The sequence below is a fragment of the Streptomyces sp. NBC_00554 genome, from assembly GCF_041431135.1.
Lineage (GTDB): Bacteria > Actinomycetota > Actinomycetes > Streptomycetales > Streptomycetaceae > Streptomyces.
In genome coordinates, this window is record NZ_CP107799.1 from 3,834,952 (window position 1) to 3,859,138 (window position 24,187).

Consider the following 24,187-nt stretch of genomic DNA (forward strand, 5'->3'; position numbering starts at 1 on the left):
CAGCCAGTGATCCACCCACCCACCGTCTACTGCTGCCCGTATTCCCGGACTCGATCGAGCAGCCCACTCAAATGGGTGAAGGGAGACTATGCAGACAACTCGTGGACCCGGGGTGTTCATCGTTCCTTAACCAAGGCTCCATAGCTTCCTCCAATGCAGCAAATAGCTTTCTCCATACGCCCGTTCGGGTTTACGGGTGGGTGGAGATGACCCAGCAGGACATACGTCCGCCTGCCCCCGCCTCGTCCCCCGCTCCTGCCGGCGTCACGCTCGCGCCCCCGGAACCGGACCCGGAGCCGGCCAAGAGGTCGCTGATCTCGTACGTCCTGCCGGTGTACAACGAGCAGGACGGCATCGCCGCCTTCCACACCGAGCTGATCGCCGCGATCGAGGGCCGTCCGGAGCTCGACTTCGAGCTGCTGTACGTCAACGACGGTTCCTCGGACCGCTCGCTCGCCATCCTCAAGGCCCTGTCGAAGAACGACGGGCGCGTCCAGGTGGTCGACTTCGCCCGTAACTTCGGACACCAGGTCGCCATCACCGCGGGCCTCGACCTCGCCCAGGGCGACGCGGTGATCGTCATGGACACCGACCTCCAGGACCCGCCGCGGGTCAGCCTCGAACTGGTCGACGCCTGGCGCGAGGGCGCCGAGATCGTGCACGCGCGCCGCCGCAGCCGGCAGGACACCGCCTTCAAGCGGGCCACCGCGCACCTGTACTACCGCGTCCTGCGTTCCAGCACCGAGGTCGACATCCCCCTGGACACCGGAGACTTCCGGCTGCTCGACCGGCGGGTCGCCGACGAGCTGCGCCGGTACCGCGAGCGCAGCCGCTTCGTGCGCGGCATCGTCGCCTCGATGGGCTACCGGCAGACCACGGTGGCCTTCGACCGCGACGAGCGGTTCGCGGGCGAGACGAAGTACCCGCTGCGCAAGATGGCCCGCCTCGCGGTCGACGGGATGACCAGCTTCTCCACCACACCGCTGAAGATGATCACCCGCCTCGGCTTTCTGGTGCTCGTGCTGTCGCTGGTCGGCATCCTCTACACGCTGGCCATGAAGTTCTTCCGGCCCGAGATCACCGTCTCCGGCTGGACGATGCTGATGGTCGTCGTGCTGTTCCTGGGCGGCACCCAGATGCTGTCCCTGGGTGTGCTGGGCAGCTACATAGGGCGCATCTACAGCGAGACGCAGGGGCGCCCGCTGTACCTGGTGCGCGAGGTGATCGGACGGCGCAAGGACGAGCGGGACGGACCCGGTACCGGTGATCGCACCGAGGAGCGGGACGGTCGCCGTGGCGTCTGACACCACCTCCACGGCCGCCCCCACAGTGACCCCGGACGAGGCCCCGGAGGGTCGCGCGCGCACCCTGCGCCAGCTGCTGCGCTACACCCTCATCGGCGGCAGCGGCCTCGCGCTCGACCTCGCGGTCTTCCTCCTGCTGCACAACCTGGCCGGGATGGACGAGCAGTTCGCCAACGCGATCAGCACCACCCTCGGCATCGCCAACAACTTCGTCCTCAACGCGCTGTTCACCTTCGAGCGGCGCGACCGGATCGTCGTGCGCTTCCTGCGCTTCTACGCCGTCGGGCTGACCGGTATCGCCCTGACGAACCTGCTCTTCCTCGCCTTCACCGACGCACTGGGGATCGACGCCAACCTCGTCAAGGTCGGCTCGCTCCCGCTGGTCCTGGCGCTTCAGTTCGCGCTCAACAAAAAGTGGAGCTTCGCATGAACCTCGGCATCATCGGCGCGGGTGCCAGCGGCCTGACCGCCGCCTGGGACGCCGTACGCGCCGGCCACCAGGTCACCGTCCTGGAAGCGGCCGGTGAACTCGGCGGTCTCGCCGCGTCGTTGGAGGTGGGCGGCGTTCCGCTGGAGCGCTTCTACCACCACATCTTCCGCAGCGACAAGGCCATGATCGGCCTGATCGAGGAGCTGGGGCTCGGTGACGCGCTGCGCTTCCACAAGCCGACCACGGCCATCTTCCGCGGCGGCAAGCTGATCAACTTCACCAGCCCGGTCGACATGCTGCGCTTCCCGGAGTTCTCCCCGCTGGACGCGGTGCGGTTCGCCGGTTCCTCCGCGCTGCTGAAGGCGGTGCGCAGCGGTGAGCGGTTCAACGATCTGACCGCGCTGGCCTGGCTGCGCCGCTGGGCGGGCCGCAAGGCCACCGCGGCGATCTGGGAGCCGCTGCTGACCGGCAAGTTCGGCGACCGCGCCGAGCAGGTGTCGATGGCCTGGCTGTGGGCCCGTATCCACTGCCGCACCTTCGAACTCGGCTATGTGGACGGCGGGTTCGAGCGCGTGTACGCGGCGCTGCGGGACGGCGTCGAGGAGCTGGGCGGCAAGGTCGAGTTCGGCAAGGCGGTCGAGTCGATCCGGCAGGATGGCGACGAGGCGCCGGCGGTGGTGACGTGCGCGGACGGCTCGAGTTACGAGTTCGAGCAGCTGATCGTCACCACTCCGCAGCCCGCCTTCGCCAAGGCGGCCGGGCTGCCCGCGGACGACGCCGTGTGGAAGAACCAGTACCTCGGCGCGACCTGCTTCGTCCTCGAGCTGGACCGCAGCGTGATCCCGTACTACTGGCTCAACATCAACGAGCCGGACTTCCCGTTCCTCGCGGTGGTCGAGCACACCAGGATGATCGACCCCTCGGTCTACGGCGGCCGGCACATCCTCTACGTGGGCAACTACGTGGAGCGCGAGGACTGGCGGTTCACGACCGAGCCTGCCGAGCTGCTGAAGGCGTTCGTGCCGTATCTGCGGCGGATCAACCCGGAGTTCGACGAGTCCTGGATCAAGGACTGGCACTTCTCGAAGGCCGGGTTCGCCCAGCCGGTGGTGACCCCCGAGTACCGCTCACTGATCCCGCCGCACGACACGCCGATGAGCCGGGTCAAGCTGGTGACGATGGCGCAGATCTATCCGCAGGACCGGGGGCAGAGCTACTCGGTGGCGCTGGCCCGCAAGGTCACGGCCTCGCTCGGTCTGCGCTGAACGGACGTTGAAACGACGCTGCCCCGGCCGGTGTCACCGGCCTGGGCAGCGATCTGTCAGGTGCCGCTCCTGCGCTCGCACAGGACCAGCTTGGCCTTGCCGCTCTCGTCGGCGGTCGGGCAGTCGTACTCGGCGGAGATGCGCCGCGCGAGTGCCGGGTCGACCTTGCCGGGCCGGAACCAGTTCCGGTCCAGGACCGCGTACGGGGCGGGGTCGTGGTCGACGCAGTCGGCGTTCTCCTGGAACGACTTCAGCTCGGTGACGTCCGCGAGGTAGCGGGTGCGCTGGAGGAACGTGGCGATCGGGTACCGGCACTGGGCCGGGTGGTCGACGAAGTAAGCCGCGTCACCGAAGGCGAGGTACAACACCGGGGCGTCGGCGGGCAGTTGGGCCCGGATCCGGTCCGCCGCCTGCTCGGAGTCCTCCAGGGACTTGAGGTACGCGGTGTTCGTCGTCAGGACCTTGCCGTACTGCACGAGGTGCGGTGAGTCGGGCCAGCTGCTCCCGGCCAGGCACACCACGCCGGCCAGGGCGGCCAGCACGGCCGGCAACACGCCGCGCGCGATCCTCGGCCGCGGGGCGCGCACGCCCGCCGCCCGCGCGCGTGCCTCCAGCCAGGCGTCCAGGACAGCGGCGAGCAGGGGGACCAGAGCCGCGGCCCAGAGGACGTACGGCCGTTGGAGGTCTCTCGGCAGGTGGGTGTACAGCACGGGCAGCGCGCCGTAGAGCAGCGATACGGCGCCGAAGAACCAGGGCGGGGAGCGGCGGGCGCCGCCCACGGCCAGGCCCCACACGGCGGCGGCGATCACGGGCATCTGGGCGCCGTGGTACAGGAACCAGTTGCCCTGCACGACCACGACAGCCTGGGCGCCGAAGCCGATGGTCAGGGCCACCAGGATCAGTTCGGCCCGGCGGCGCCGCCCGCGCACCCGGCAGAGCACAAGGAGCAGCGCTCCGGGCAGGAGCAGCAGCACCGGGCTCTCCACGGCGCGGTCGGCGAGGAAGTCCACGGAGCGCTCGATGATGAACCGCGGGTGGATGCCGGTGCGGCCGATCGACGCCTGGTTGAGCTGCGGCATGTCCTCGGTCCACTGCCACTCGTGGGACCCGGCGAGGACACTCAGCGCGAACAGGGCCACCGCGCCGGGTACCGCGACCAGCGCGAGCCGTACGGCCCGGCCCCGGTCGACGGCGTACACGAAGAGCACGCCGATGGCGGCCGAGGCGGCGGTGGAGTACTTCATCATCACCGCGAGCGCCAGGGGCAGCGCGGCGAGCAGCGCCGCCGGCCAGGGCTTCGCGGGGCCGAGTGTCGCGGCGACGGCCAGCACGGTGAGGACGACCGCCGCCCACTCGGGCTGGAGGAAGTCGTTGCGGGGCGCCAGCGTCATGGCGAGGCCGACGGCGCCCGCGGTGAGGGCCGCTTCCCGCCCGGTGAGGTGGCGCAGGAGCGCCACGTACAGGGCGTAGGCGGCCGCGGCGGCGAGCAGCACGCCCGCCGCGCCCATCAGCGCCTCGCTCACCATCAGGTCGCCGAAGGTGAGTTTGTCGAGGCCGGCGATGAACCACCGGTAGAAGTACGGCCGGTGGGTGAAGATCTCCGACGGCGAGTAGCCGGCCTGCTCACCGGTCCGCAGGGCGCCGAGCACGTACTCCAGGTCGCCGGTCAGCCGCCGGAAGACCACGACGTATGCCACGGCCAGCGCGGCCGGCAGCGCGACCACCGGCCACCACAGGGGTGACCGGCGGACGCGCTGCTTCGGCTGTGCTGCTGGGGTGGCGCCGTCGAGGTCGTCGGCCAGGGCGGTCGCCACGGATCAGCCGCCCAGGATGATGCGCAGGTCCGAGGCGTTCGCCTCGGTGATCTTCCACAGCTCCTGCTGACGGCCGTGCACGTCGGCGACGGTCGCGGCGTGGTCGGACAGCAGGCCCTGGGCGCGCTCCACGAGCTTGGCGCCGAGGTGCCGGTCGTGCACGGACACGCCCCACTCGGGCCGCTCGATGTCGCTCAGGAAGTACGCCATCTTCGGGTGCGAGATCAGGCTGATGATGGGCGTGCCGCAGCCGAACGGGATCATGCCGGCGTGCCCGCGCATGCCGATGACCAGCTTGGTGCGGGCGTACAGATCGCGGATCTCGTCGTTCTCGAAGTTGTACATCGGGATGACGGGCATCGAGATGCCGTGCTCGCGGCGCAGGTCGAAGGCGATCTTCTCGTCGTCCAGCGAGTGGGCGGCGCACTGCACCTCGGCGAGCTTCCCGAGGCCCCGTACCGCGTCGGCCATCTGCGCCAGGAAGTAGGCGTAGTCGTGGCCGAAGCGCAGACCGGCGCGGTCGTAGGCCGCGTTGATCAGGATGGTGTCCTCGCGCTTGGCCGGGTCCTGCCAGTTGGCGACGAGCTGGCGGGTGACCGTGGTGGGACAGGGCTGGAAGCGCACCTTGTCGTGCAGGTGGGCGGGGAGCATGGCCCGCACCTTCGCGATGGAGCCGTGGTTGCGCAGTCCGAAGAAGGAGGAGCGCTCGACGAGCTGTTGCAGTGAGGAGCGGAACCGTCCGGCGCGGTAGGACTGTCCGTCGAAGGCGTTGAAGCCCACGGCGAAGACCGCGATCGGCACGTCGATGCGGTTGAGCAGGTCGTCCGGGACGTTCCACTGCCAGGCGCTGTTGCCGTTGGGCATGGTGTCCGGGATGAACAGGCCGCCGCCGCCGATGACCAGGCCGCGGCGTTCGTTGACGCGCTTGAGGGCGGCCTCGTCGAACAGCCGGTGGGCGTGCACCGGGTGCCAGCGGCGGGAGCCGGTGTCGGGCCCGAAGGCGAGCCGGACGCTCTCCGGCAGCAGCTTGTCGCCCGCGTTGCCCTGGCGGTCCATGTAGAAGGCGACGTGCGCGAGTTGGTCCTCGGGGGTGCCGAGTTCCTGGGTGGGCACGGAGGCCGCGCGGGTGACCCACATGCGGCTGGCGCGGTGGGTGGGGTCGACGCTGATGCCGGCCGTGGCGTACTTCAGGGCCTCGGCGTTGTCGCCGTGCACCCAGGCCATCTGGGCGAGGCGGGAGTAGGCGGTGGCGGCCCGGTTGGGGGCGGCGGTGGCCAGCAGCAGTTCGGCCTTGGCCTCCTCGTAGCGGGAGACGCTCATCAGGGCGTGGCCGAGCGTCTCGTGCGCCCAGGACTCGTCGACCGGGAGCCGCACACTGTCGAGCACGTCGACGGCGTCCTGGTAGTCACCGGCGGCGATGTGGGCCGCAGCGACCTTGCGGGCGAGTTCCGGGTCCCCCGTGCGGGCGACGTGCGGGGTGCCGAAGTGGACCAGCAGGTCGTGGTGGAGACCGCCGGAGCGCTCCAGGTAGGCGCCGTGGAACTCGGCGTCGGTGAGCTCGAACTCGCGCCAGCGCGCCTCCGCCTGGCCGTACCCGGCCTCGCCGCCCTGCCAGGGCTTGTGGCGCCCGGTGAAGTGCAGGATCGAGACGTCCTCGGGCACCGGCAGGTCGCCGGAGAGCCGCCGCTTGACGTAGTTGTAGCGGGCGTCGAGGTGGACGAAGTCACCGTCGAGCACGGCGTTGAGGATGCCCTGGTCGTGCTTGTCGAGCTCGTAGTCGCCGCTGCGTCCGGTGGCGTCGATCTTCGCGCAGAACTCGTCGCTCAGGTACTCGCGCTGGATGACCAGGAGACCCGAGTTGAGCTTGTGCTGCCCGTAGAAGAACTGCGGTACGGCCGCAAGGCCCTCGCGCAGCTTCAGCAGTTCGCTCAGGTCGCCGAGGACGACCATGTCGGTGTCGAGCGTGATGATCGTGTCGTACGCGCGCAGCCGGAAGATGTCGAGGATGAAGTACGCCTTGCGCACCAGGTAGTTGTCCTGGTCGCCCTTGGCGTACGAGTCGTAGTGCTCGGCGTTGACGCGCTGCAGCACGATGCGCGGGTGCAGGGCGCGGATCTTGGCGATCGAGCCGGGGCGCAGGTCGTCGTAGAGAACGACGAAGTCCTCGCACACGTTCGGGTTCGACAGGGCGAGGCTGCGCAGCAGGACGAGGAAGCCCGGCAGGTAGTTCTCGTCGACGAAGCTCGCGAACGCGATGCGCCGCTTGCCGGTGAGGTCGGCCGCCGAAGCGCCGACGGCCGGGACCGCGGCGGCGGTTCCGGTCAGGGAGGTCGTGGTCATCGCAGGGATATCCTCATGTCGGTCACGCTCTGAGCCCGCTGCATGACCCATTCCTTCTCGCTGGTGTATTCGTGCACGGATGTGATGGCCAGCTTCATGGCTTCTGGGACGCGGTAGGCACCGCTCTCGTAGAAGTCGAAGCCGATCAGGTCGAGGGTCGGGCTGACGTCCAGGAAGTCCAACAGCCACAGCATGTTGAAGCCGGTGGTCGGAATGCCCGACCACTGGTCGGCGCCGACCTGGCCGATGTTCCGCAGCGGCCAGCGCAGCGTCTCGTCGCCGAGGTACTGCTGCGCTCCGGGCACCAGACGGTTGCGCAGCGAGTACTTCCAGTCGCCGGAGATGCCGCCGAAGACGAGCCGGGTGGTCACCGGCTTGTCCCAGTTGAAGCCGTGCTTGTGGATCGTGGTGTGGATGTCGGTACGGCTGCCGGTGTGCTTCGCGTCGATCTTGTACGAGTTGAAGCGCACCACGAGGTCGTACGCGTCGATCTCGGCGCCCATCGAACTGGCGCCGACCCGGCCGGAGTTGGCGATCAGACAGACGGACTTGCCGGCGATCTGGTTGCGGAACTCACCCAGCGTGAGCCACTGCACGCCGCCGATGGTGGGGTCGACGACCGGGCCGCGCGCCCGGATCCGGCGCTGCTCGGCGTAGAGCGAGAGCGCTTCGGTGAGCGCGGGGAGTGCGGCGAGGTCTCCGCGGGAGACGCCGGTGCGCAGGTCCAGGTACTGGCTGAGCAGATCCTGCCGGTCGCTCACCGGGGCGTCCTCGGCGGCCAGCGCGAGCAGCGCGCCGACCAGCAGCGGCTCCGCGCCGGCCCAGTCGCCGGCGTCGTGCCGGGCGAGGCCCTCGGCCCACACCTCGGTGACGGGGCCGCCGGCGAATTCCTGGGCGCGCGGGACCTGGCGCTTGAGGAGCGCGAGGAGTTCCCGCTCCCGCTCCGCGGCGGCACGCATACCGCCGATGCGGGCGGCGACGCCGAACCCGTCGTCGGTGGTGAGCGCGAGGTAGCGCTCGTACGCCTCCAGCGCCTCGGTCTCCTCACCGAGGGCCTCGAGGAGCCGGGCGCGCAGCCGCCAGCCGGCGCGGGAGTTCTTGCGCTCGGCGAGGACCGTGTCGCTGATCACCAGGGCGAGGTTCAGCTCGTCGTCGTAGCCGCACTCCATCGCCTTGTTGGCGACCGCGAGCAGGGCGTCGAGCAGCGCGTTGTCGATCCCTGAGGAGGGGGTCGCCGCACCCTTGACGGCGCGCTTGAGCAGGGCGGTGGCGCCGCCGCCCGTCGGGGCGGGCGCGGGGGCGCTGGTGGCGGACATACCCCACGCCACCAGCAGCTTCCTCAGCTGCTCGGCAAGCTCGATACGGCGGCGGTCGATGCTGCCCACGAGCTTCCCGCTGTGCGCCGCGCAGGCGCGCAAGCAGTCGTCCAGCTCCCCTCCACGCGCACGTGCCCGTCTGTTCTGGACCCTCGTCATGGCACTCCTGATTTTTTGCAAAGCAAATGCTGTGTTCACTGCTGCGTTCGCTGCTGCTGAATGACGCTGCTGACTGACCGATGGCACGATCTTGCGCACGTTTACACGCCGGTGGGGCGATGATGAGAAAAATTAGGAAGCTAAAACGACTTCCAGGTGAACTCGTTGGAACCGGAGGGAAAATCGTTGGCCTGTCAACCAGGCCGAGTCTGTGATTCGGACTAACGTGCTGGGACAACCCGCCCACAGGAGCACCCGCGAGGGGATTTTTTCGTGACCAGCATGACCGTCCGTCCGGTGACCGACGTACCCCGGCCGGAGCGGGCGAGGCCCCGGGAGACCCGGCTGCGCGCACTGGACGGACTGCGGCTGATCGCTGCCCTGATGGTAGCCGCGTACCACTACGGCGGTCGGGGCGGTGACGTCACCAGGGCCTGGGGAAGCTCCGCCGAACGCCAGTTCCCCACGCTCCACGAGTATTTCGCGTACGGCTGCCTCGGCGTCCAGGTCTTCTTCGTGATCAGCGGGTTCGTGATCTGCATGAGCGGCTGGGGCCGGCCGCTGAAGTCGTTCTTCGCGTCCCGCGCCTCGCGACTGCTGCCGGCCTACTGGGCGGCGGTCGTGCTGGTGACGGTGGTGTTCGCGCTGCCGATGGTGGCCTACCACGCGGTGTCGCCGAGCGACGCGCTCGTCAATATGACGATGCTTCAGCAACCCCTGGGCGTAAACCGGGTGCTGGGGGTCTGCTGGACGCTGTGGGCGGAGATCCGGTTCTACGCGCTGTTCGCGCTGTTCGTGGTGCTGCCCGGGGCCAACAGGCAGCGGGTGATCATGTTCTGCGCGGGCTGGACGCTGGCGTACGTGATCGCGCAGGGCGCGCAGATGCCACTGCTGGACATCGTGCTGATGCCCGAGTACGCGCCGTTCTTCATCGGCGGCGTCGGCCTCTACCTCGTCCACCGCGACCGGCGTGACATCTACGCCTGGGGCATCGTGGTCGTCAGCTTCCTGATCGGGCAGCACTACGCGGTGCGCGAGCTGTGGAACGCCGCGGACCCGAACGCCTTCGCCCACCGCACCACCTTCGGCATCGTCCTCGTCGTCGCCTTCGGCTTCGTGGCGGTCGCGGCGATCGCGCTGGGCTGGCTGAACTGGGCGAACTGGCGCTGGCTGACGGTCGCGGGCGCCCTGACGTACCCCTTCTACCTGGTCCACGAGCACCTGGGCTGGGTGGCGATAAAGGCGTACCACCAGACCCTGCACATCCCGTCGTACGGGACCTTCCTGCTCACGGTCGGAACCATGCTGCTGCTGGCCTGGCTGATGAACCGGTACGTGGAGAAGCAGCTGACGCCGCGACTGCGCTCGGCGCTGGCCAAGTCCCGGACCTGAGTCCTTACAGCATCACCGGTCGACAAAGTCTGATAAAATGCATTTTGCCCTCAGGTTCACCTGGTCGTGCGTGGGGATTTCTCTCTCCGGGCAGTCGCGGAAACACTGATCGTCATGACTGCCACACAAGCCGCCACCCGCCCGCCCCACCAGCTCGACGACGTTCCCGGCTGGTTCCCCGTCCTCGACCAGATGCTCTTCGACTGGTGCCTGGACCGGCAGGAATCCGCAGGGATGCGTGGCGATCTGCTCGAAGTCGGGGTGTACATGGGCAAGAGCGCGATCTTCCTGGGACGCCACGCGCAGGAGGGCGAGCGGTACACGGTCTGCGACCTCTTCGAGGGAGACGCGCCCGACAACGCCAATCAGGCGGAGTCCACGAAGTCGTACAGCGCGCTCACCCGGCGGGCCTTCGAGGAGAACTACCTCTCCTTCCACGACGAGCTGCCCCGCGTCGTACAGGGCCCCAGCTCGCTGGTGCCGTCCGAAATCGCTCCCGGCTCCTGCCGGTTCGTCCACATCGACGGCTCGCATCTGTACGAGCACGTCCACGGGGACATCGCGGCGGCCCGCGAAGCGCTGCTGCCCGGCGGCATCGTCGTCCTGGACGACTTCCGCTCGGAGCACACGCCCGGCGTCGCCGTGGCCGCCTGGGAGGCCGTGCTCAGCAGGGGCCTGCACCCGATCTGCCTGAGCGCCCAGAAGCTGTACGGGACTTGGGACGATCCCGAGCCCGTCCAGGAGGAGCTGCTGGCCATGGCCCGGGAGCGGACGGACTGCCACCTCAGCGTTCAGCATGCGGCCGGCCACCGCATCATCCGCCTCAAGGCCAAGGGCATGCAGGCCCCGGCCTTCCCGCCGTCCCGGCACTACACCGATCACGCCACGACCGTCGTCACGGAGGAGCCCGCGACCGAGGTCGCCGTCGCTGTCGCCGTCGCGGCTCCGACGGAATCGCAGCCGGCGGAATCGCAACCCGCGATGGCGGACCCGCCCGCGTCCGAGGCGAGCCCGTCCGCCGTCCAACAGCCCCACCAGGCGCCCCAGGCCCGCCGCAGGCCCGCCCCGGGCCCCCGCCGCCACGTCCGCCGCATCGCCCTCGACCTGCTGCCACCCGTCATCACACGTGCGATCCGCCGGGCCCGCGCCGCCAAGCGGGCGGCGGCGAGCTGACGCTCAGCTGATCCCGTACCGCGCCTCGATCCCCGCGATCACGAGGCGCAGCCCCTCCTCGAACCCCTCGTCGTAGCCCTGGAAGACCTCGGCACCCACGGCCGCCGCGAGGGGGTAGGCGGCCATGCGGGCGGCTCGCTCCTCGATGTCGTAGCCCTCGCGGCGCTCCCCCGGCAGCGGCTGGACGCCCTGCTCCTCGGTGATGAAGCCGATGGTGAAGAGGTAGACGGTGGAGGAGGCGCGGGCGGCCTGCGGGAGGGTGAAGCCCGCGTCCAGCAGGGCGCGGAGGTTCAGTTCCAGCTCGACGGCGTGTTCGGTGCCGGTGAAGCGGGAGCCGCTGAACACCTTCGCGCCGTCGCGGTAGCCGAGCAGCGACCGGCGCAGGCCGCGCTGGCCCAGCAGGAGCCGCTCCTGCCAGCTGACGCCGGGAGGGATGCCCGCGTCCGTGACCATCCGGCGGTACATCTCCGTCGCCATCTCGTCGAGCAGCGCCTGCTTGTTCTTGAAGTGCCAGTACAGGGCCGGGGCCTGGACGTTCAGCTCCTTGGCGATCGCCCGGAGGGTGAGCCCGTCGAGGCCGACCTCGTTGAGGAGCCGCAGGGCCGTATCGACGACCTGCTTCCTGTCCAGCTTGGGGGATCTCTGGGTAACCACGCTTGACAGCTTAACGCCGTTAAGGGCATGCTCCAAGCAAGGAACTTAACAGCGTTAAGGAGCTGGGTATGAACGCGTACGACTCGGATGTACTCATCGTCGGTGCCGGTCCCACCGGGCTCGCGCTCGCCGTGGACCTCGCCCGGCGCGGGGCCCGCGCCCTCGTCGTGGAGCGCGCCGACGGGCTCTTCCCCGGCTCGCGCGGCAAGGGTCTGCAGCCCCGCACCCAGGAGGTCTTCGACGACCTCGGCGTGCTCGACGCGGTCCGCGAGGCGGGCGGCCGCTACCCGGTCGGGATGATCTGGCTGGACGGGGAGCGCGCGGGCGAGCACCGGATGTTCGACGAGACCGAGGCGACGGAGGCCGAGCCGTACCACGAGCCGTGGATGCTGCCGCAGTGGCGGACGCAGGAGATCCTCCTCGCTCGGCTGACGGAACTCGGCGGAGAGGTGGCGTTCGGGCGGGAGCTGGTGGGGGTCGCGCAGGACGTGGACGGGGTGACGGCCACTTTCGCGGCGGGCGCTCCGGTCCGCGCGCGTTACGCCGTCGCCGCCGACGGGGGCCGTTCCACCGTTCGGCGCGCGCTCGGCATCGGCATGACCGGCGAGACGGTGGATCCGAACCCGGTACTGGTGGCGGACGTCCGCCTCACCGGGCTCGACCGCGACAACGTGCACGTCTTCCCGCCCGCCGGCACCGAGGGCTTCATGGCGGTCTTCCCGCTGGCGGGGACCGAGGACTTCCAGATCGTGGCCCAGTTCCCGGAGGGCACGGACATCGACCTCTCCCTCGACAGCATCCGCAAGGTCGTCGCCACCCGCTCGCACCTCTCCCCCGATGACGTGACCGAGGTGCGCTGGGCCTCCGACTTCCGGCCCCGGGCCGCGATGGCCGACCGGTTCCGCGAGGGCCGTGTCTTCCTCGCGGGCGACGCCGCGCACGTCCACTCGCCCGCGGGCGGGCAGGGCCTCAACACCAGCGTCCAGGACGCGTACAACCTGGGCTGGAAGCTGGGCGCGGTGCTGAGCGGCGACGCTCCCGAGTCCCTCCTCGACTCCTACGAGGAGGAGCGGCTGCCCAACGCCGCGGACATGCTCGGGCTTTCCACCCAGGTCCACCGCGGCGAGGTCCGGCGCGGCGAGGCGACCCAGCAGCTCGGCCTCGGCTACCGGGGTTGCTCACTCGCGGTGGAGACCCGGCAGGGCCTGCCGTCCGAAGCCCTGCACGCGGGCGACCGCGCACCGGACGGCATCCGCGGCGGCGTACGCCTCTTCGACGCGTTCCGGGGCCCGCACTGGACCCTGCTCGCGGTCGGCACGGACGTGGACCTGCCGGACCTCGCCGGGGCCCGTACGGTCCGGATCCCGGCGTACGAGGCGTACGGGACCGGGGTGTTCCTCATCCGTCCCGACGGTTACGTCGGCTGGGCGGGCGCTACGGCGGAGGGGCTGGCGGAGTACGCGGCTCGGGTCTGCCCCGCTATGCGCTGGCGAGCGTGAGCTTGACCGCGAAGCCCAGGAACAGCGCGCCAGCGGCGGTCGTGACCCCCGCGGACAGCCGCCTGCGACTGCGGAAGGCCGCCGCCAGCTTCGTACCGCTGAAGATCAGGGCGGAGAGGTAGAGGAAGCTCGCCAGTTGGGCGAAGGCGCCCAGGACGACGAAGGAGAGCGCCGGGTAGGCGTACCCCGGGTCCACGAACTGCACGAAGAAGGCGACGAAGAACAGGATCGCCTTCGGGTTGAACAGGCTGATGACCAGCGCCCGCCGGAAGGGCCGCTCCTCGGCGGCCGCCACCGAGGCCGGAGCCTCCGCCCGAACCCGCCGGGTCCGCCATATCCCCCACGCGGCCCGCAGCATCCCGACCGCCAGCCACGTCAGATACCCCGCACCGGCGTACTTCACGATCCCGAACAGCAGCGCGTTCCCCTGCAGCAGCGAGGCGACCCCGGCAGCGGAGAGAGTCATCAGGACGGCGTCTCCGCACCAGACACCCGCCGCGGCCTTGTAGCCGGTACGTATGCCGCTGCGCGCGGCGACCGACAGCACATACAGCGAGTTCGGGCCGGGGAGGAGAACGATCAGGACGAGGCCTGCGAGGTAAGTGGGGAGGTCAGTGACACCAAGCATGGAACGGAGTGTCGCACGGGGGTACGACACTCCGCCTTCGTGTTTCGAGGGCCGGTCAGAACGCATCCGTAGGCACGTAAGTCCCCCAGACCCCCCGCAACGCGTTGCACACCTCGCCGACCGTCGCGCGGGCGCGTAGGGCGTCCTTCATCGGGTACAGGACGTTGTCCGTGCCCTCGGCTGCCTTCTTGAGGTCGGCGAGGGCCGCGTCGACCGCGGCCCGGTCCCGCTCCGCACGCAGCTTCGTGAGCCGTTCCGCCTGCTGGGCCTCGATCGCCGGGTCCACGCGGAGCGGCTCGTAGGGCTCCTCCTCGTCCAGCTTGAAGCGGTTGACGCCGACCACGACCCGTTCGCCGGAGTCGGTCTCCTGGGCGATCCGGTACGCGGAACGCTCGATCTCGCCCTTCTGGAAACCGTTCTCGATGGCGTTCACCGCGCCGCCCAACTCCTCGACCCTGGCCATGAGTTCGACGGCCATGGCCTCCACGTCGTCGGTCATCCTCTCGATGACGTACGAGCCCGCGAAGGGGTCGACCGTCGCCGTCACGTCCGTCTCGTACGCCAGCACCTGCTGCGTACGGAGCGCGAGCCGCGCGCTCTTGTCCGTCGGCAGCGCGATCGCCTCGTCGAAGGAGTTGGTGTGCAGGGACTGCGTACCGCCGAGCACCGCGCCCAGGCCCTGCACCGCGACGCGCACCAGGTTCACTTCCGGCTGCTGCGCGGTGAGTTGGACACCGGCCGTCTGAGTGTGGAAGCGCAGCATCAGCGACTTGGGGTTCTTCGCACCGAACTCCTCGCGCATCACCCGGGCCCAAATGCGGCGCGCGGCACGGAACTTGGCGACCTCTTCGAGAATCGTCGTACGGGCCACGAAGAAGAAGGACAGCCGCGGGGCGAAGTCGTCGACGTCCATCCCCGCCGCCACCGCCGTCCGCACGTACTCGATGCCGTCCGCCAGCGTGAACGCGATCTCCTGCGCGGGCGAAGCACCCGCCTCGGCCATGTGATAGCCGGAGATGGAGATCGTGTTCCACTTCGGGATCTCGGTCCTGCAGTACTTGAAGATGTCCGCGATCAGACGCAGGGAGGGCTTGGGCGGGAAGATGTACGTGCCCCGCGCGATGTACTCCTTCAGGACGTCGTTCTGGATCGTGCCCGTCAGCTGAGAGGCCGGCACACCCTGCTCCTCGCCCACCAGCTGGTACATCAGCAGCAGGAGCGCGGCGGGAGCGTTGATCGTCATCGACGTGGAGACCTTGTCCAGCGGGATCCCGCCGAACAGGATCCGCATGTCGTCGATCGAGTCGATGGCGACCCCGACCTTGCCCACCTCGCCGGACGCGATCGGGGCGTCGGAGTCGTGGCCCATCTGGGTGGGCAGGTCGAAGGCGACAGACAGCCCCATCGTGCCGTTGGCGATCAGCTGCTTGTAGCGCGCGTTGGACTCCACGGCCGTGCCGAAACCGGCGTACTGGCGCATCGTCCACGGACGCCCGGTGTACATCGACGGATACACACCACGTGTGAAGGGGAACTCACCCGGCGCGCCCAGCTTCTCGGCGGGGTCCCAGCCCGCCAGAGCCTCCGGCCCGTAGACCGGCTCGATGGGCAGACCGGACTCGGTTTCGCGCGCCATTGCTGTGCCTCCCGCTGAAGTTACCCACTGGTAGGAACGGACCTCGCGACGGACTGTAGTGGCGGCCGTGCGCCCGGTGGAGTGGCCCACGCTGGGACCTTGCTCACAGACCGGCCCACGGCCCTGTTTGATGGGCTTCGCTCTCCACCATGCCGCGTAGTTCGCAACCGGTCATGCGCGGGGAGCATCTCAGGTGACACACGACGGCACGACGGGGGTCCGATGCGTACGACACCACCCATGACGAGACCGACGAGGCACGTGAAGCGGTCGCTGGCCGCGCTCGTGGCACTCGCCGCGGTCGGCGCGTGCACCGCTCAGGCCGTGGACACGGACGGCAAGCAGCCGCCGCTGGTGAGGATCGACGGCACGGCGGGCTCCACTCCCAAGCCCAGCGCCTCTGGCTCCCCCACCGACTCGCCCGACTCGCCCGACGACCCCAAGCCGAGCACCAAGCCCACCCCGGTCGCCGCCGAGGTCCTCTGGTCCCGGGGCGACGAGGGCACCGAGGTACGCGAGGTGCAGGCCCGGCTGCGGCAGGTCGCCTGGCTCTTCGACGGGCCGACGGGGACGTACGACGACCTGACCGCCACCGCCGTGAAGGGCTTCCAGGGCAAGCGGGGTCTGCCAAGGACCGGCGCGATGGACACCGTCACCTGGCAGCGGCTGCGGAAGATGACGCACGAGCCCGGCAAATGGGAGCTGTACGCGTACGGCGGGCAGCCCGCCGCGGAGCCGGACTCGCGCTGTATGACGGGGCGCGTGCTGTGCATCAGCAAGACGAGCCGCACGCTGCGCTGGATGGTCGACGGCCGGACGGTGTCGACGATGGAGGTGCGATTCGGCTCGCAGTACACGCCGACCCGCGAAGGTGTGTTCAGCGTCTACTTCAAGTCGCGCTACCACGTGTCGACGCTCTACGACTCGTCCATGCCGTACGCCATGTTCTTCAGCGGCGGCCAGGCCGTGCACTTCTCCACCGACTTCGCGGCCCGCGGCTACTTCGGCGCCTCGCACGGCTGCGTCAACGTCCGGGACGAGGGGAAGATCGCTTCACTGTTCGCGCAGGTCCGCACGGGTGACAAGGTCGTCGTCTACTGGTGACACGCGGCGCGTGACACGTGCCGCGGAAGGTGAGTGGGGCGCGGGCGGGACCGGGGGAACCTGTCCCGCCCGCGCCAGTGTGCACCGAGCCATGGGTACGGGGGGAACCCCGGCTCAGTGCGACGGCCGATGACCAGTCGGCTCACCCACTACTGCGCCACCGCGGCTGAAAATGTCACACCTGGGGCCCAAGAAAATCCAGGGAGATACGAAACCGCAGGTCAGGATGGGTTTGCGGGGATCGGGAGGAGCTGGGCCGGGGTGGAGGGGGAGGACGGCGAGGGCGAGGGCGACGACGGCGATGGGGACGGGGTGAGGATTCCGTCGCTGCCGACGCCATCGTTGTCACGGGCGCCGTCACCGGCGTCTCCGCTACCGAGGTCATCGTTGCCGCGATCGCCGTTGCCCTGATCGTCGTTACGGCCGTCGTTGTTGCGGCCGTCGTCGTCACGGCTGTCGTCGTTGTCGCCCGGGAGCACCGGGAGCAGCGGGAATATGTGGTTTCCGTCGTCGTCACCACCCCCGTCCTCCGGGACGGAGCCCTGGTCGGAGCGGGTGTCCGCGCCCGAGCTCGTGCTCCCGGCCGAGTCCTTGGCGTCGTTCCGGCCGTCGCCGCCGGTGTCCGTCCGGTCCAGGATTCCGTTGCAGTACGTCTTCAGCTGCCCGTTGCCGCCACCGCCCGCGGCGTCCTCCAGGACGCTCTTGCGGCCGGCGTCCAGGTCCTTGCCGTCGAGGACGTCGCGGCAGGACGAACGTGTCTGGCTCCACCACTCGCCGGTACGGCCGGACTTCCCCGCCTCGTCCGAGCCCTGCTGCCCGCTCGTGGCGCCGCCGCCCGCCTCGTCCTTCGAGGAGCCGCCGACGGACGGGCCGTTCGTGGTGGCGCCGGGCGCCGGGACCTGGGAGTCGTCGCCGTCCGGGGCACCCGGCGACGGCGAGCCGACCGGGCGCTCCGGCGTAGCCGCGGCCGTCACCGTGGCGGCAGGGCCCGGCTTCTCGTCACCGAACGGAGTCGGCAGCATTCCGGTTCCGGCCGCGACGGCGACCCCGCCGATCATCCCGGCGGCCAGCGCGGCGGCGAGACCGAGGCGTGTGGGGCGCCCCCAACGGGCCCGGCGACCACCGGAGTCGGGACGTCCCAGACGTACGAGACCGGCGTCGGAGGGGTGCGAGGTGATGCGGGAGACAGGGTGCGTACGAGGACGCGGGGCCAGCTGTTCCACCTCGCCGTGCCGGTCCGCGCGCACCTTGCGGAACGCTGCCAACGCTGCAGCCTCGCCGGGGAGTTCGTCGCTGCTGAGCGTGGGTTCGGCGGCCAGCGCGGCAAGTGCCCCGGCGAGCCTGTCCACCTGGTTCCTGGCCTCGGTGTCGACGGCTTCCAGGGGTTCTCCGCGCAGCAGACGCTCGGCGGCGTCGCGGTCCAGCCACCGGCCCGGGGGCCGTGGGTTGTCACCCGGGAAGACACAGCGCTCGTCGGCCATCACATGTCCTTCTGCGTCCGCGAACGCGTATGCGTCACACCGGCGGACGTCACCGCGCGTGTACGCGGTTCTCTTTGTGGCGGTACGGCGCCGAGTGCGCCGGCGGATTCCGGATCGTCGCCGAGCAACTCCGCGAGCCGTTTCAGACCGCGGTGCGCCGCTGTGCGCACCGCGCCGGGGCGCTTGCCGAGTGTCTCGGCCGCGGTCTTGGCGTCGAGGCCGACGACGACGCGCAGTACGACGGCCTCCGCCTGGTCCTGCGGGAGCTGGGCTATGAGCGAGAGGGTGCTGTTGGTGGCCAGGGCCTCGATGGCCTCGCCCGCGGTGTCGGACTCGGCGGCCTTGCCGGTCAGTTCGGTCTCGTCGCCGCCTATGGCGGGGCGGCGCCCGCGCATCCGTATGTGGTCGAGGGCGCGGTTGCGGGCGATGCGGGCGGCCCAGCCGCGGAAGCGGTCGGCATCCCCGCTGAACCGCTCCAGGTCACGGGCGATCTGCAGCCAGGCCTCGGACGTGACGTCCTCCGCGTCCGGGTCGCCGACCAGCGTCCGGACGTACCCGAGCAGCCGTGGGTGCACCGCGCGGTACACAGTCCGGAACGCGGTCTCGTCCCCGTCCTGTGCCGCAAGCACCGCGGCAGTCAGCTCCGCGTCGTCCCCCAGCACCGCGCGCGCCCCTCTTTGCGCCTAAGCCGGCGCCGCTTTCGCGGACCGGGTACTCGCCGTCGTGGTTACTCAATTGATGGTTGCGGTCTCATGCCCCGCCTGGTTGCGGCTGTCGGCCCTCCGCAGCCCGGCGCGAATGGCACGTTACGGCGTGAAACCGCTGTGCGTCCATGTTCGTACAACGTGCAACGACGTGGTGACGGAGCGAGGTGTGACAGAAAGCGCAGTCGCGGCGCTGTAGAAAGTACGGGCCGCCGCGCGGCCCGTGCCGCGCGACGGCCGGGGCCTCTCCTGTGGGGGGTGGCGGCCCCGGCCGTTGCCATCGGCGAGGGCGGGACCTGCTGCTTCCCCTGGCTGTACCGGAACCGGGTCGACTACTTGCCCTCAGCCCTTGTCCTTGGACTTCTTGGGTTTCGGCGTTGCCTTGGGCGTGCTGTTCGCCTTGCCGGGGGATCTGGTGGCCTCGTGGTCCAACTGCCCGGCGCAGTACGCCTCTACGTTGCCCTCGCCACCCGCGGCGTCGATCAGCCGCTGCCAGGCCGTCGAACTCAGTGCCTTGCCCCGGCCCTTGACCGCGTCGTACGCGCGACAGTGGGCCTCGGTGTCCTTCGCCTGGGACGGGTGGCCGGACGGTGCGGTCTGCTCGGGGCCGGGCGGCGTCGGGTTCGCGGGCCCGGGCCCGGACCGCTCCGGGGCGGCGCTGCTCGACGGCGGCCGGGTGTCGTCCCGGTCGGCACCGCCGTCGTCCGACACCGAACCGATGCCCGCGACGGCGACCCCGCCCAGCGTCAGGCTCGCCAGCAGCACGGCCAACGTGGTCCGCAGCGAGCGGCCCACCTTCCGCTGCTCCCGCGGCCGCCAGTCGTCGCGCCGCCGGGAGCGCGCGGGTCGCACGGCGTGCGCGCCCGCGTCACGCGCGGCGCGAAACGCGGCCACCGCCCGCGCCTCCGCACCGGCATCACTCACCACACGCCGGCGCACGGCAGCGAGCAGCACCTCGACGGCGGGGTCTTCACCACCCGGGGGGTGCATCTCGCCGACAGGGGGGTCGCCCGCAAGCGGTTTCGGGAGGGTGGGGTCGTTGTTCGCGGGTGGTTCGACGGGGGCGCGGGCGCCGTCCGCAGGCGGTTCGACGGAGGCCGGGTCGCCGTCCGCAGGCGGTTCGACGGAGGCAGGATCGTCGCCCACAGGCGGCGCCACGAAGGCAGGATCGTCGCCCGCCTGACGCACCGCTGCTGCTGGCTCGTCGCCCGCGGGGTGCATCGCGCCGCCTGACTCGTCGCCCGCAGGCGGCCCGGCAGAGGCAGGACCGCCGTCCGCAGGTGGCCTCGCGGAGGCGGGATCGTCGCCCGCCGGGCGCACCGCCGCTGCTCCTGGCTCGTCGTCCGTGGGGCGCGCCCCGACGACAGGCTCATCGCCTGCGGGGCGGGCCCCGACGGCAGGCTCGTCGCCTGCGGGGTGCGCGACCCGACGGTCGGGGGTCCCGCCACCGCTCTGCCGCTCACCCATGTCTGGATCCATCCCTGAGACTGCCCGACCTAATCGGCTTGCTCGACCTGCCCGATCCACTGGACGTGCCCGGCCCACTCGGCCTGCCCGCCGGCTTCCTGCCGCTCATCCCGACTCCCCCAGCGTCCGGGGTTCCTCATCCGTCACACCCTCGACGCCGAGTTGGCGCGCGAGGCGCTTCAGGCCGCGGTGGGCGGCGGTGCGTACCGCGCCCGGGCGCTTGCCGAGGACGCGCGCGGCGGCGGGCCCGTCCAGGCCGACGACCACCCGCAGCAGTACGGCCTCGGCCTGGTCGCGAGGCAGCCCGGCGACCAGTTCCAGGGCGTCCTGGGTGGAGAGGGCCTCCAGCGCCTGGTCGTCCGTGGAGTGCGTACCCGGCAGTTCCAGTACGTCCTGCTCGAGCGTGGTCGCCCGCGGCCGCACCTTCAGGCGTCGCAGATGGTCGAGCGCCCGGTGCCGGGCGATGGTCGCGGTCCAGCCCCGGAAGCCGGCCCCGTCCCCCTTGAACCGGCCCAGATCCCGGGCGATCTCCAGCCAGGCGTCGGACGCGACATCCTCCGCGTCGTCACCGACGATCCCCCGCAGATACCCGAGCAGTCCGGGCTGCACAAGCCGGTACGCGACCGCGAAGGCAGCCTCGTCACCGTCCTGCGCCCGCGCGACGGCGACGCCCAGTTCCCCGTCGTACGCCTGCGCGCGGCGGGGTTCCCCTCGCTGGCCCAACACTGTCCTCGTTCGTACCGAATTCGCCCGAATTTCACGCCGTTCGACACAGTCGGGCCGTGTCGACGCCCTCATGGTCATCAGCGTCGGCCCCCACATAAATGTCACAGCACATCAGCCGCCCCTTCCACCCCTCCCGCCCCTGCCCCGCCTCAGGCGATCTGCCGGGACGCCCGCCCATGCAGCTGCAGATAGAACGTCCGTACGGATTCCAGCTCCCCCACCTCGAACCGCTTCACGACCTTGCCGAGCGGGTTCCACACCCGCCCGTCGGACATCCGCACCCCGACGGGCTGCCCGAACAACTCCCGCTGCCCGGCATCGAATTCGACCCACCGGGCCCCGGCCCGCCGAACCAGCACCTCACCCGTGTACGCGCCGAGCCCGAACAGCACATGCTCGACCCTGCCACGCTCGGGCTCCCCCTTCCGCAAGCCGTCCACGATGAAGTCGACGACCCGCAGACTGTTCACGGAGTAGTCCAGCGGCACCCGGTTCCGCGCCGTGATCTGCCGCACGAACTGCCCCGCATGCTGCCGCATCGACACATCGACCGACATCCGCTCCGTCACGAGCCCCCGCCCCCTCATCCCCACCGCACCCGGGGCGTGGTCACGCACCGGTCCACCTGACCAAGCGGAACGCGGGCGCCGAACGTCACACGCGACCAGTGAATATACAGTGGATCATGTATATTGATACACAAAGCCGTGTATCACGAGGAGGCGCTCATGAGCCGCACCGTCATCGACCTCGACGACGAAGCCCTGGAAGCAGCCGCCATAGAGCTCGGCACGACGACGAAGCGCGACACGATCAACACCGCATTGCGGGAGATCGTCGCTCGCAACCGTCGCCTGCGCGCCTTGCACGAGTTGCAGGACCTCGCGGCAGAAGGTGCCCTTGACGTCGAACTCCTCCTCGACAAGCGCAACTACCGAGGGGGAAATAGCACGTGACCGTCCCGGACTATCTCATCGACACCTCGGCATTGGCACGAATCCTGCTGCGCCAGGCATCCGAGGAATGGGAGCGCCGCGTTGGCGGCGGGCTGGTCGCCCTGTGCGACATCAGTGAACTGGAGGTGCTGTACTCCGCTCGCTCTGCCAAAGACCGTGAGGTCATCCAGGACAGGCTGAACCAGTTCGCCTGGTGCCCCATGCCCGACGGCATCTACCGGCGAGCCCGCGTCGTACAGGAACAACTCACCACCAAGGGCGAGCACCGCAGCGCCGGAGCCATCGACCTCCTGGTCGCCGCGGTCGCCGAGGAGGCCGGCCTCACCCTCCTGCACTACGACCGGGACTTCGAGACCATCGCCCGGACGACGGGGCAGCCGGTCCGCCTGATCGACCTCAAGGACTAGCCGGGCCACCTCGTCCGGGTCCGAGCGCCTCGCCCCCGCCTGACGTGCTGCCGACGCTGTCAGTGGCCGCTGCCATGATGCCCGGCAACATCAACGGGCACGGGAGCGGAACATGCTGGAGCAGGCGGTACGACCGATAGTCGAGGCGATCGTCGCGAAGGCCCCGAGCGGCTGGACGCGCGCGGTGCTGCACGGCCGGGCAGGGCGCGGCGGCACCTCGGTGACCGGCGAGTACGCCCCGCGGAGCGGCAACTGGAACGACCGCGTTCCCAACCCCTACATGGAGCTCATGGCGCTGGCGGAGACGCTGCGCGCAGAGCACGGCTGGGAACCCGTCAGCCTCGAGATCGTGTGCCGGCCGTCGGGTGAGTACTGGCTCGTCGCCTTCAACGACGCCATCAGCCGGGTGACCGGGACGGGCGGCGGATTCCAGGTGGTGCTGGACCCCGACCACCGGCTGCCCCAGCCCGGCCTGCACCAGGAACCCGGCACCGCCGCACCGGCGGGCGACCCCGAACTGGCCGTGGCCCGCTTCCGCGCCTACCTCGAACGACGCGCCGCGATCCTGGGACACCCCGACGAACTGCCCCCGCCCGCCACCGTCGCCGCGATCGAGGAAGCCGAACGCCGCCTGGGCCGCCCGCTGCCCGCCGACCTGCGGGCGCTCCACCTGATCGCCGACGGCGACGGCATCGAGTACGAGAACCGCTATCTGTTCCAGGGCAACGCCTGGCTGCCGCTCAAGAGCATCGTCGCCGAGCACACCGACTGGAGCGCGGGCGAACGGCCTTGGTTCGGCTGGGACCTGGAATGGGACGCCGTCGTCTTCGACGCCACCCCGGCCGGTACCGTGCGACGCTGCGGAGGCCACCCCGGCTGGTTGCGCTTCGCCACCAGCGAGGACGGCAACTACCTGGCCGTCGACACCACCCCGGCCCGGAACGGCCGCCCCGGCCAGCTCATCCGCACCGGCCGCGACTACGACGACGGGCCCGCCTACGTCGCCGACTCGATCACCTCACTCCTCGGCCACTACCTGGATCTGCTGGACCAAGGCGCGTACGAGAAGAACGGCGACCACATCCACCTGCGGGAACCCGCCCGCGATCCCGCACCTCAGCAGATCATCGGGGCCATCCCCGACGAGGTCCCGCCCACCCTCCAGGCAATCCACATCAACGACGCCACCGGCCTCGTCGACCTCGCCCCGCTCACCGCGGCCCCCAGTCTCCGCCGACTGCACCTCAACCGCTCCACCACCGCCGATCTGACGCCGGTGCGCGAACTGCCCGTCGAATCCCTGCGCGTCACCCTCGACGGCGGCGACCTGACCCCGCTCAGGGGCCACGCCCACCTCGCCTCCCTCGACCTGACCACCACCGCCCCGGCCGACCTCACCCCGCTGCACACGGTCCCCCACCTGCGCGGCCTCGACCTCTCCGGAGCCGACATCCCCGACCCGGCCGTCCTGGCCGGCCTGACGGGCCTCCGCTACCTCTCCCTCACCGGACGCCAGTGGACCGCCCTGCTGAACGAGGGCCACGCGCCCCCCGCTCTCGCCGCCGCCCGCCTGGCAGACGCGGAAGCCTCCCTCGACGACGCGCTCGCCTGGGCGGCCCGCCTCGGCCTCGACACCGAGAACGCCCTCCGCGTCACCGGCACCCTCAAGACCGCCGGGGGGTGAGTCGCGGTCCTGTGGTGACGCTTTGCGATCTCTGTGCGCTGGGTAAAC

At 70.4% G+C, this 24,187-nt stretch carries 21 protein-coding genes; 10 read left to right on the plus strand and 11 right to left on the minus strand.

Annotated elements, in window-relative coordinates; all coding sequences use genetic code 11:
• Nucleotides 1-206 precede the first annotated feature (206 nt).
• Genes OG266_RS16505 through OG266_RS16515 form a run of 3 tightly spaced genes read left to right on the plus strand, consistent with a single transcriptional unit; the run spans nt 207 to nt 2,999 of the window.
• A complete protein-coding gene (locus OG266_RS16505; RefSeq protein WP_371546475.1) occupies nt 207-1,304 on the plus strand; it encodes a glycosyltransferase family 2 protein in 1,098 nt (365 codons plus the stop codon).
• Nucleotides 1,294-1,734, plus strand: coding sequence for a GtrA family protein (locus OG266_RS16510; protein ID WP_266455478.1), 441 nt, complete (start codon nt 1,294-1,296; stop codon nt 1,732-1,734). Before OG266_RS16505 ends, OG266_RS16510 begins: the two co-directional genes overlap by 11 nt.
• Nucleotides 1,731-2,999, plus strand: coding sequence for an NAD(P)/FAD-dependent oxidoreductase (locus tag OG266_RS16515; protein ID WP_371546477.1), 1,269 nt, complete (start codon nt 1,731-1,733; stop codon nt 2,997-2,999). Before OG266_RS16510 ends, OG266_RS16515 begins: the two co-directional genes overlap by 4 nt.
• Nucleotides 3,000-3,055: 56 nt before the next feature.
• On the opposite strand, the gene OG266_RS16520 is transcribed toward OG266_RS16515, so the two are convergent.
• From OG266_RS16520 to OG266_RS16530, 3 genes are read right to left on the minus strand one after another with little or no spacing between them, the layout of a single operon-like run.
• On the minus strand, nt 3,056-4,813 hold the full coding sequence (locus tag OG266_RS16520; RefSeq protein ID WP_371546479.1) for a hypothetical protein: 1,758 nt from the start codon (nt 4,811-4,813) through the stop codon (nt 3,056-3,058).
• A gap of 3 nt (nt 4,814-4,816) precedes the next feature.
• Nucleotides 4,817-7,153, minus strand: coding sequence for a glycosyltransferase (locus tag OG266_RS16525; protein WP_371546481.1), 2,337 nt, complete (start codon nt 7,151-7,153; stop codon nt 4,817-4,819).
• The gene (locus OG266_RS16530; protein WP_371546482.1) at nt 7,150-8,628 is read right to left on the minus strand and encodes a glycosyltransferase family 29 protein; all 1,479 of its coding nucleotides are present in this window, start codon (nt 8,626-8,628) and stop codon (nt 7,150-7,152) included. Before OG266_RS16530 ends, OG266_RS16525 begins: the two co-directional genes overlap by 4 nt.
• Before the next feature lie 282 nt (nt 8,629-8,910).
• On the opposite strand from OG266_RS16530, the gene OG266_RS16535 reads away from it, so the two are divergent.
• Both OG266_RS16535 and OG266_RS16540 read left to right on the plus strand, forming a co-directional pair.
• Nucleotides 8,911-10,020: an acyltransferase gene (locus tag OG266_RS16535; protein ID WP_266463821.1), complete on the plus strand. Its 1,110-nt coding sequence runs from the start codon at nt 8,911-8,913 to the stop codon at nt 10,018-10,020.
• Nucleotides 10,021-10,134: 114 nt separating this feature from the next.
• A complete protein-coding gene (locus OG266_RS16540) occupies nt 10,135-11,193 on the plus strand; it encodes a class I SAM-dependent methyltransferase (RefSeq protein ID WP_371546484.1) in 1,059 nt (352 codons plus the stop codon).
• A gap of 3 nt (nt 11,194-11,196) precedes the next feature.
• Here OG266_RS16540 and OG266_RS16545 read toward each other — a convergent pair whose 3' ends face one another.
• A complete protein-coding gene (locus tag OG266_RS16545; protein WP_371546485.1) occupies nt 11,197-11,847 on the minus strand; it encodes a TetR/AcrR family transcriptional regulator C-terminal domain-containing protein in 651 nt (216 codons plus the stop codon).
• 68 nt (nt 11,848-11,915) lie between these two features.
• Between OG266_RS16545 and OG266_RS16550 the strand changes: the two genes are divergently transcribed.
• Nucleotides 11,916-13,346 (plus strand): FAD-dependent oxidoreductase, encoded by a 1,431-nt coding sequence (locus OG266_RS16550; RefSeq protein ID WP_371546486.1) that lies wholly within the window; start codon nt 11,916-11,918, stop codon nt 13,344-13,346.
• Here OG266_RS16550 and leuE read toward each other — a convergent pair.
• Both leuE and OG266_RS16560 read right to left on the minus strand, forming a co-directional pair.
• Nucleotides 13,327-13,974: a leucine efflux protein LeuE gene (gene leuE, locus OG266_RS16555; protein ID WP_371546487.1), complete on the minus strand. Its 648-nt coding sequence runs from the start codon at nt 13,972-13,974 to the stop codon at nt 13,327-13,329. The two genes, OG266_RS16550 and leuE, sit on opposite strands and share 20 nt — an antisense overlap.
• A gap of 55 nt (nt 13,975-14,029) precedes the next feature.
• Nucleotides 14,030-15,610, minus strand: a complete 1,581-nt coding sequence (locus OG266_RS16560; protein WP_266455501.1) for a methylmalonyl-CoA mutase — start codon at nt 15,608-15,610, stop codon at nt 14,030-14,032.
• Between the two features lie 240 nt (nt 15,611-15,850).
• Between OG266_RS16560 and OG266_RS16565 the strand changes: the two genes are divergently transcribed.
• Nucleotides 15,851-16,714 (plus strand): L,D-transpeptidase family protein, encoded by an 864-nt coding sequence (locus OG266_RS16565; RefSeq protein ID WP_371546489.1) that lies wholly within the window; start codon nt 15,851-15,853, stop codon nt 16,712-16,714.
• Nucleotides 16,715-16,935: 221 nt separating this feature from the next.
• On the opposite strand, the gene OG266_RS16570 is transcribed toward OG266_RS16565, so the two are convergent.
• The 5 genes from OG266_RS16570 to OG266_RS16590 all read right to left on the minus strand — a co-directional run bounded on the left by OG266_RS16570 (nt 16,936) and on the right by OG266_RS16590 (nt 21,631).
• A complete protein-coding gene (locus OG266_RS16570) occupies nt 16,936-18,195 on the minus strand; it encodes a hypothetical protein (protein ID WP_371546491.1) in 1,260 nt (419 codons plus the stop codon).
• On the minus strand, nt 18,195-18,857 hold the full coding sequence (locus tag OG266_RS16575; protein WP_266455509.1) for an RNA polymerase sigma factor: 663 nt from the start codon (nt 18,855-18,857) through the stop codon (nt 18,195-18,197). The genes OG266_RS16570 and OG266_RS16575 overlap by 1 nt, the downstream gene beginning before the upstream one ends.
• Before the next feature lie 384 nt (nt 18,858-19,241).
• Entirely contained in the window at nt 19,242-20,366 is a 1,125-nt protein-coding gene (locus tag OG266_RS16580) for a hypothetical protein (RefSeq protein ID WP_371546493.1), read from the minus strand.
• A 105-nt stretch (nt 20,367-20,471) separates the two neighbouring features.
• Nucleotides 20,472-21,089, minus strand: coding sequence for an RNA polymerase sigma factor (locus OG266_RS16585; protein ID WP_266455515.1), 618 nt, complete (start codon nt 21,087-21,089; stop codon nt 20,472-20,474).
• A gap of 152 nt (nt 21,090-21,241) precedes the next feature.
• Nucleotides 21,242-21,631 carry a hypothetical protein gene (locus tag OG266_RS16590; protein ID WP_371552811.1) on the minus strand — a complete coding sequence of 130 codons (390 nt, stop codon included), beginning with the start codon at nt 21,629-21,631 and terminating at the stop codon, nt 21,242-21,244.
• 189 nt (nt 21,632-21,820) lie between these two features.
• On the opposite strand from OG266_RS16590, the gene OG266_RS16595 reads away from it, so the two are divergent.
• From OG266_RS16595 to OG266_RS16605, 3 genes are all read left to right on the plus strand, one after another.
• Nucleotides 21,821-22,048 (plus strand): type II toxin-antitoxin system VapB family antitoxin, encoded by a 228-nt coding sequence (locus OG266_RS16595; RefSeq protein WP_266455517.1) that lies wholly within the window; start codon nt 21,821-21,823, stop codon nt 22,046-22,048.
• Entirely contained in the window at nt 22,045-22,455 is a 411-nt protein-coding gene (locus OG266_RS16600; RefSeq protein ID WP_371546494.1) for a PIN domain nuclease, read from the plus strand. The genes OG266_RS16595 and OG266_RS16600 overlap by 4 nt, the downstream gene beginning before the upstream one ends.
• Nucleotides 22,456-22,567: 112 nt before the next feature.
• Nucleotides 22,568-24,139 carry an SMI1/KNR4 family protein gene (locus OG266_RS16605; RefSeq protein WP_371546496.1) on the plus strand — a complete coding sequence of 524 codons (1,572 nt, stop codon included), beginning with the start codon at nt 22,568-22,570 and terminating at the stop codon, nt 24,137-24,139.
• Nucleotides 24,140-24,187 lie beyond the last annotated feature (48 nt).

Coding starts and splice junctions, on each gene's coding strand:
- leuE (WP_371546487.1), bottom strand. CDS start 13,974: ATGCTTGGTGTCACTGACCTCCCCACTTACCTCGCAGGCCTCGTCCTG.
- OG266_RS16540 (WP_371546484.1), top strand. CDS start 10,135: ATGACTGCCACACAAGCCGCCACCCGCCCGCCCCACCAGCTCGACGAC.
- OG266_RS16570 (WP_371546491.1), bottom strand. CDS start 18,195: ATGGCCGACGAGCGCTGTGTCTTCCCGGGTGACAACCCACGGCCCCCG.
- OG266_RS16525 (WP_371546481.1), bottom strand. CDS start 7,153: ATGACCACGACCTCCCTGACCGGAACCGCCGCCGCGGTCCCGGCCGTC.
- OG266_RS16530 (WP_371546482.1), bottom strand. CDS start 8,628: ATGACGAGGGTCCAGAACAGACGGGCACGTGCGCGTGGAGGGGAGCTG.
- OG266_RS16535 (WP_266463821.1), top strand. CDS start 8,911: ATGACCGTCCGTCCGGTGACCGACGTACCCCGGCCGGAGCGGGCGAGG.
- OG266_RS16550 (WP_371546486.1), top strand. CDS start 11,916: ATGAACGCGTACGACTCGGATGTACTCATCGTCGGTGCCGGTCCCACC.
- OG266_RS16515 (WP_371546477.1), top strand. CDS start 1,731: ATGAACCTCGGCATCATCGGCGCGGGTGCCAGCGGCCTGACCGCCGCC.
- OG266_RS16565 (WP_371546489.1), top strand. CDS start 15,851: ATGACGAGACCGACGAGGCACGTGAAGCGGTCGCTGGCCGCGCTCGTG.
- OG266_RS16560 (WP_266455501.1), bottom strand. CDS start 15,610: ATGGCGCGCGAAACCGAGTCCGGTCTGCCCATCGAGCCGGTCTACGGG.
- OG266_RS16595 (WP_266455517.1), top strand. CDS start 21,821: ATGAGCCGCACCGTCATCGACCTCGACGACGAAGCCCTGGAAGCAGCC.
- OG266_RS16605 (WP_371546496.1), top strand. CDS start 22,568: ATGCTGGAGCAGGCGGTACGACCGATAGTCGAGGCGATCGTCGCGAAG.
- OG266_RS16580 (WP_371546493.1), bottom strand. CDS start 20,366: ATGGGTGAGCGGCAGAGCGGTGGCGGGACCCCCGACCGTCGGGTCGCG.
- OG266_RS16505 (WP_371546475.1), top strand. CDS start 207: ATGACCCAGCAGGACATACGTCCGCCTGCCCCCGCCTCGTCCCCCGCT.
- OG266_RS16590 (WP_371552811.1), bottom strand. CDS start 21,631: ATGCGGCAGCATGCGGGGCAGTTCGTGCGGCAGATCACGGCGCGGAAC.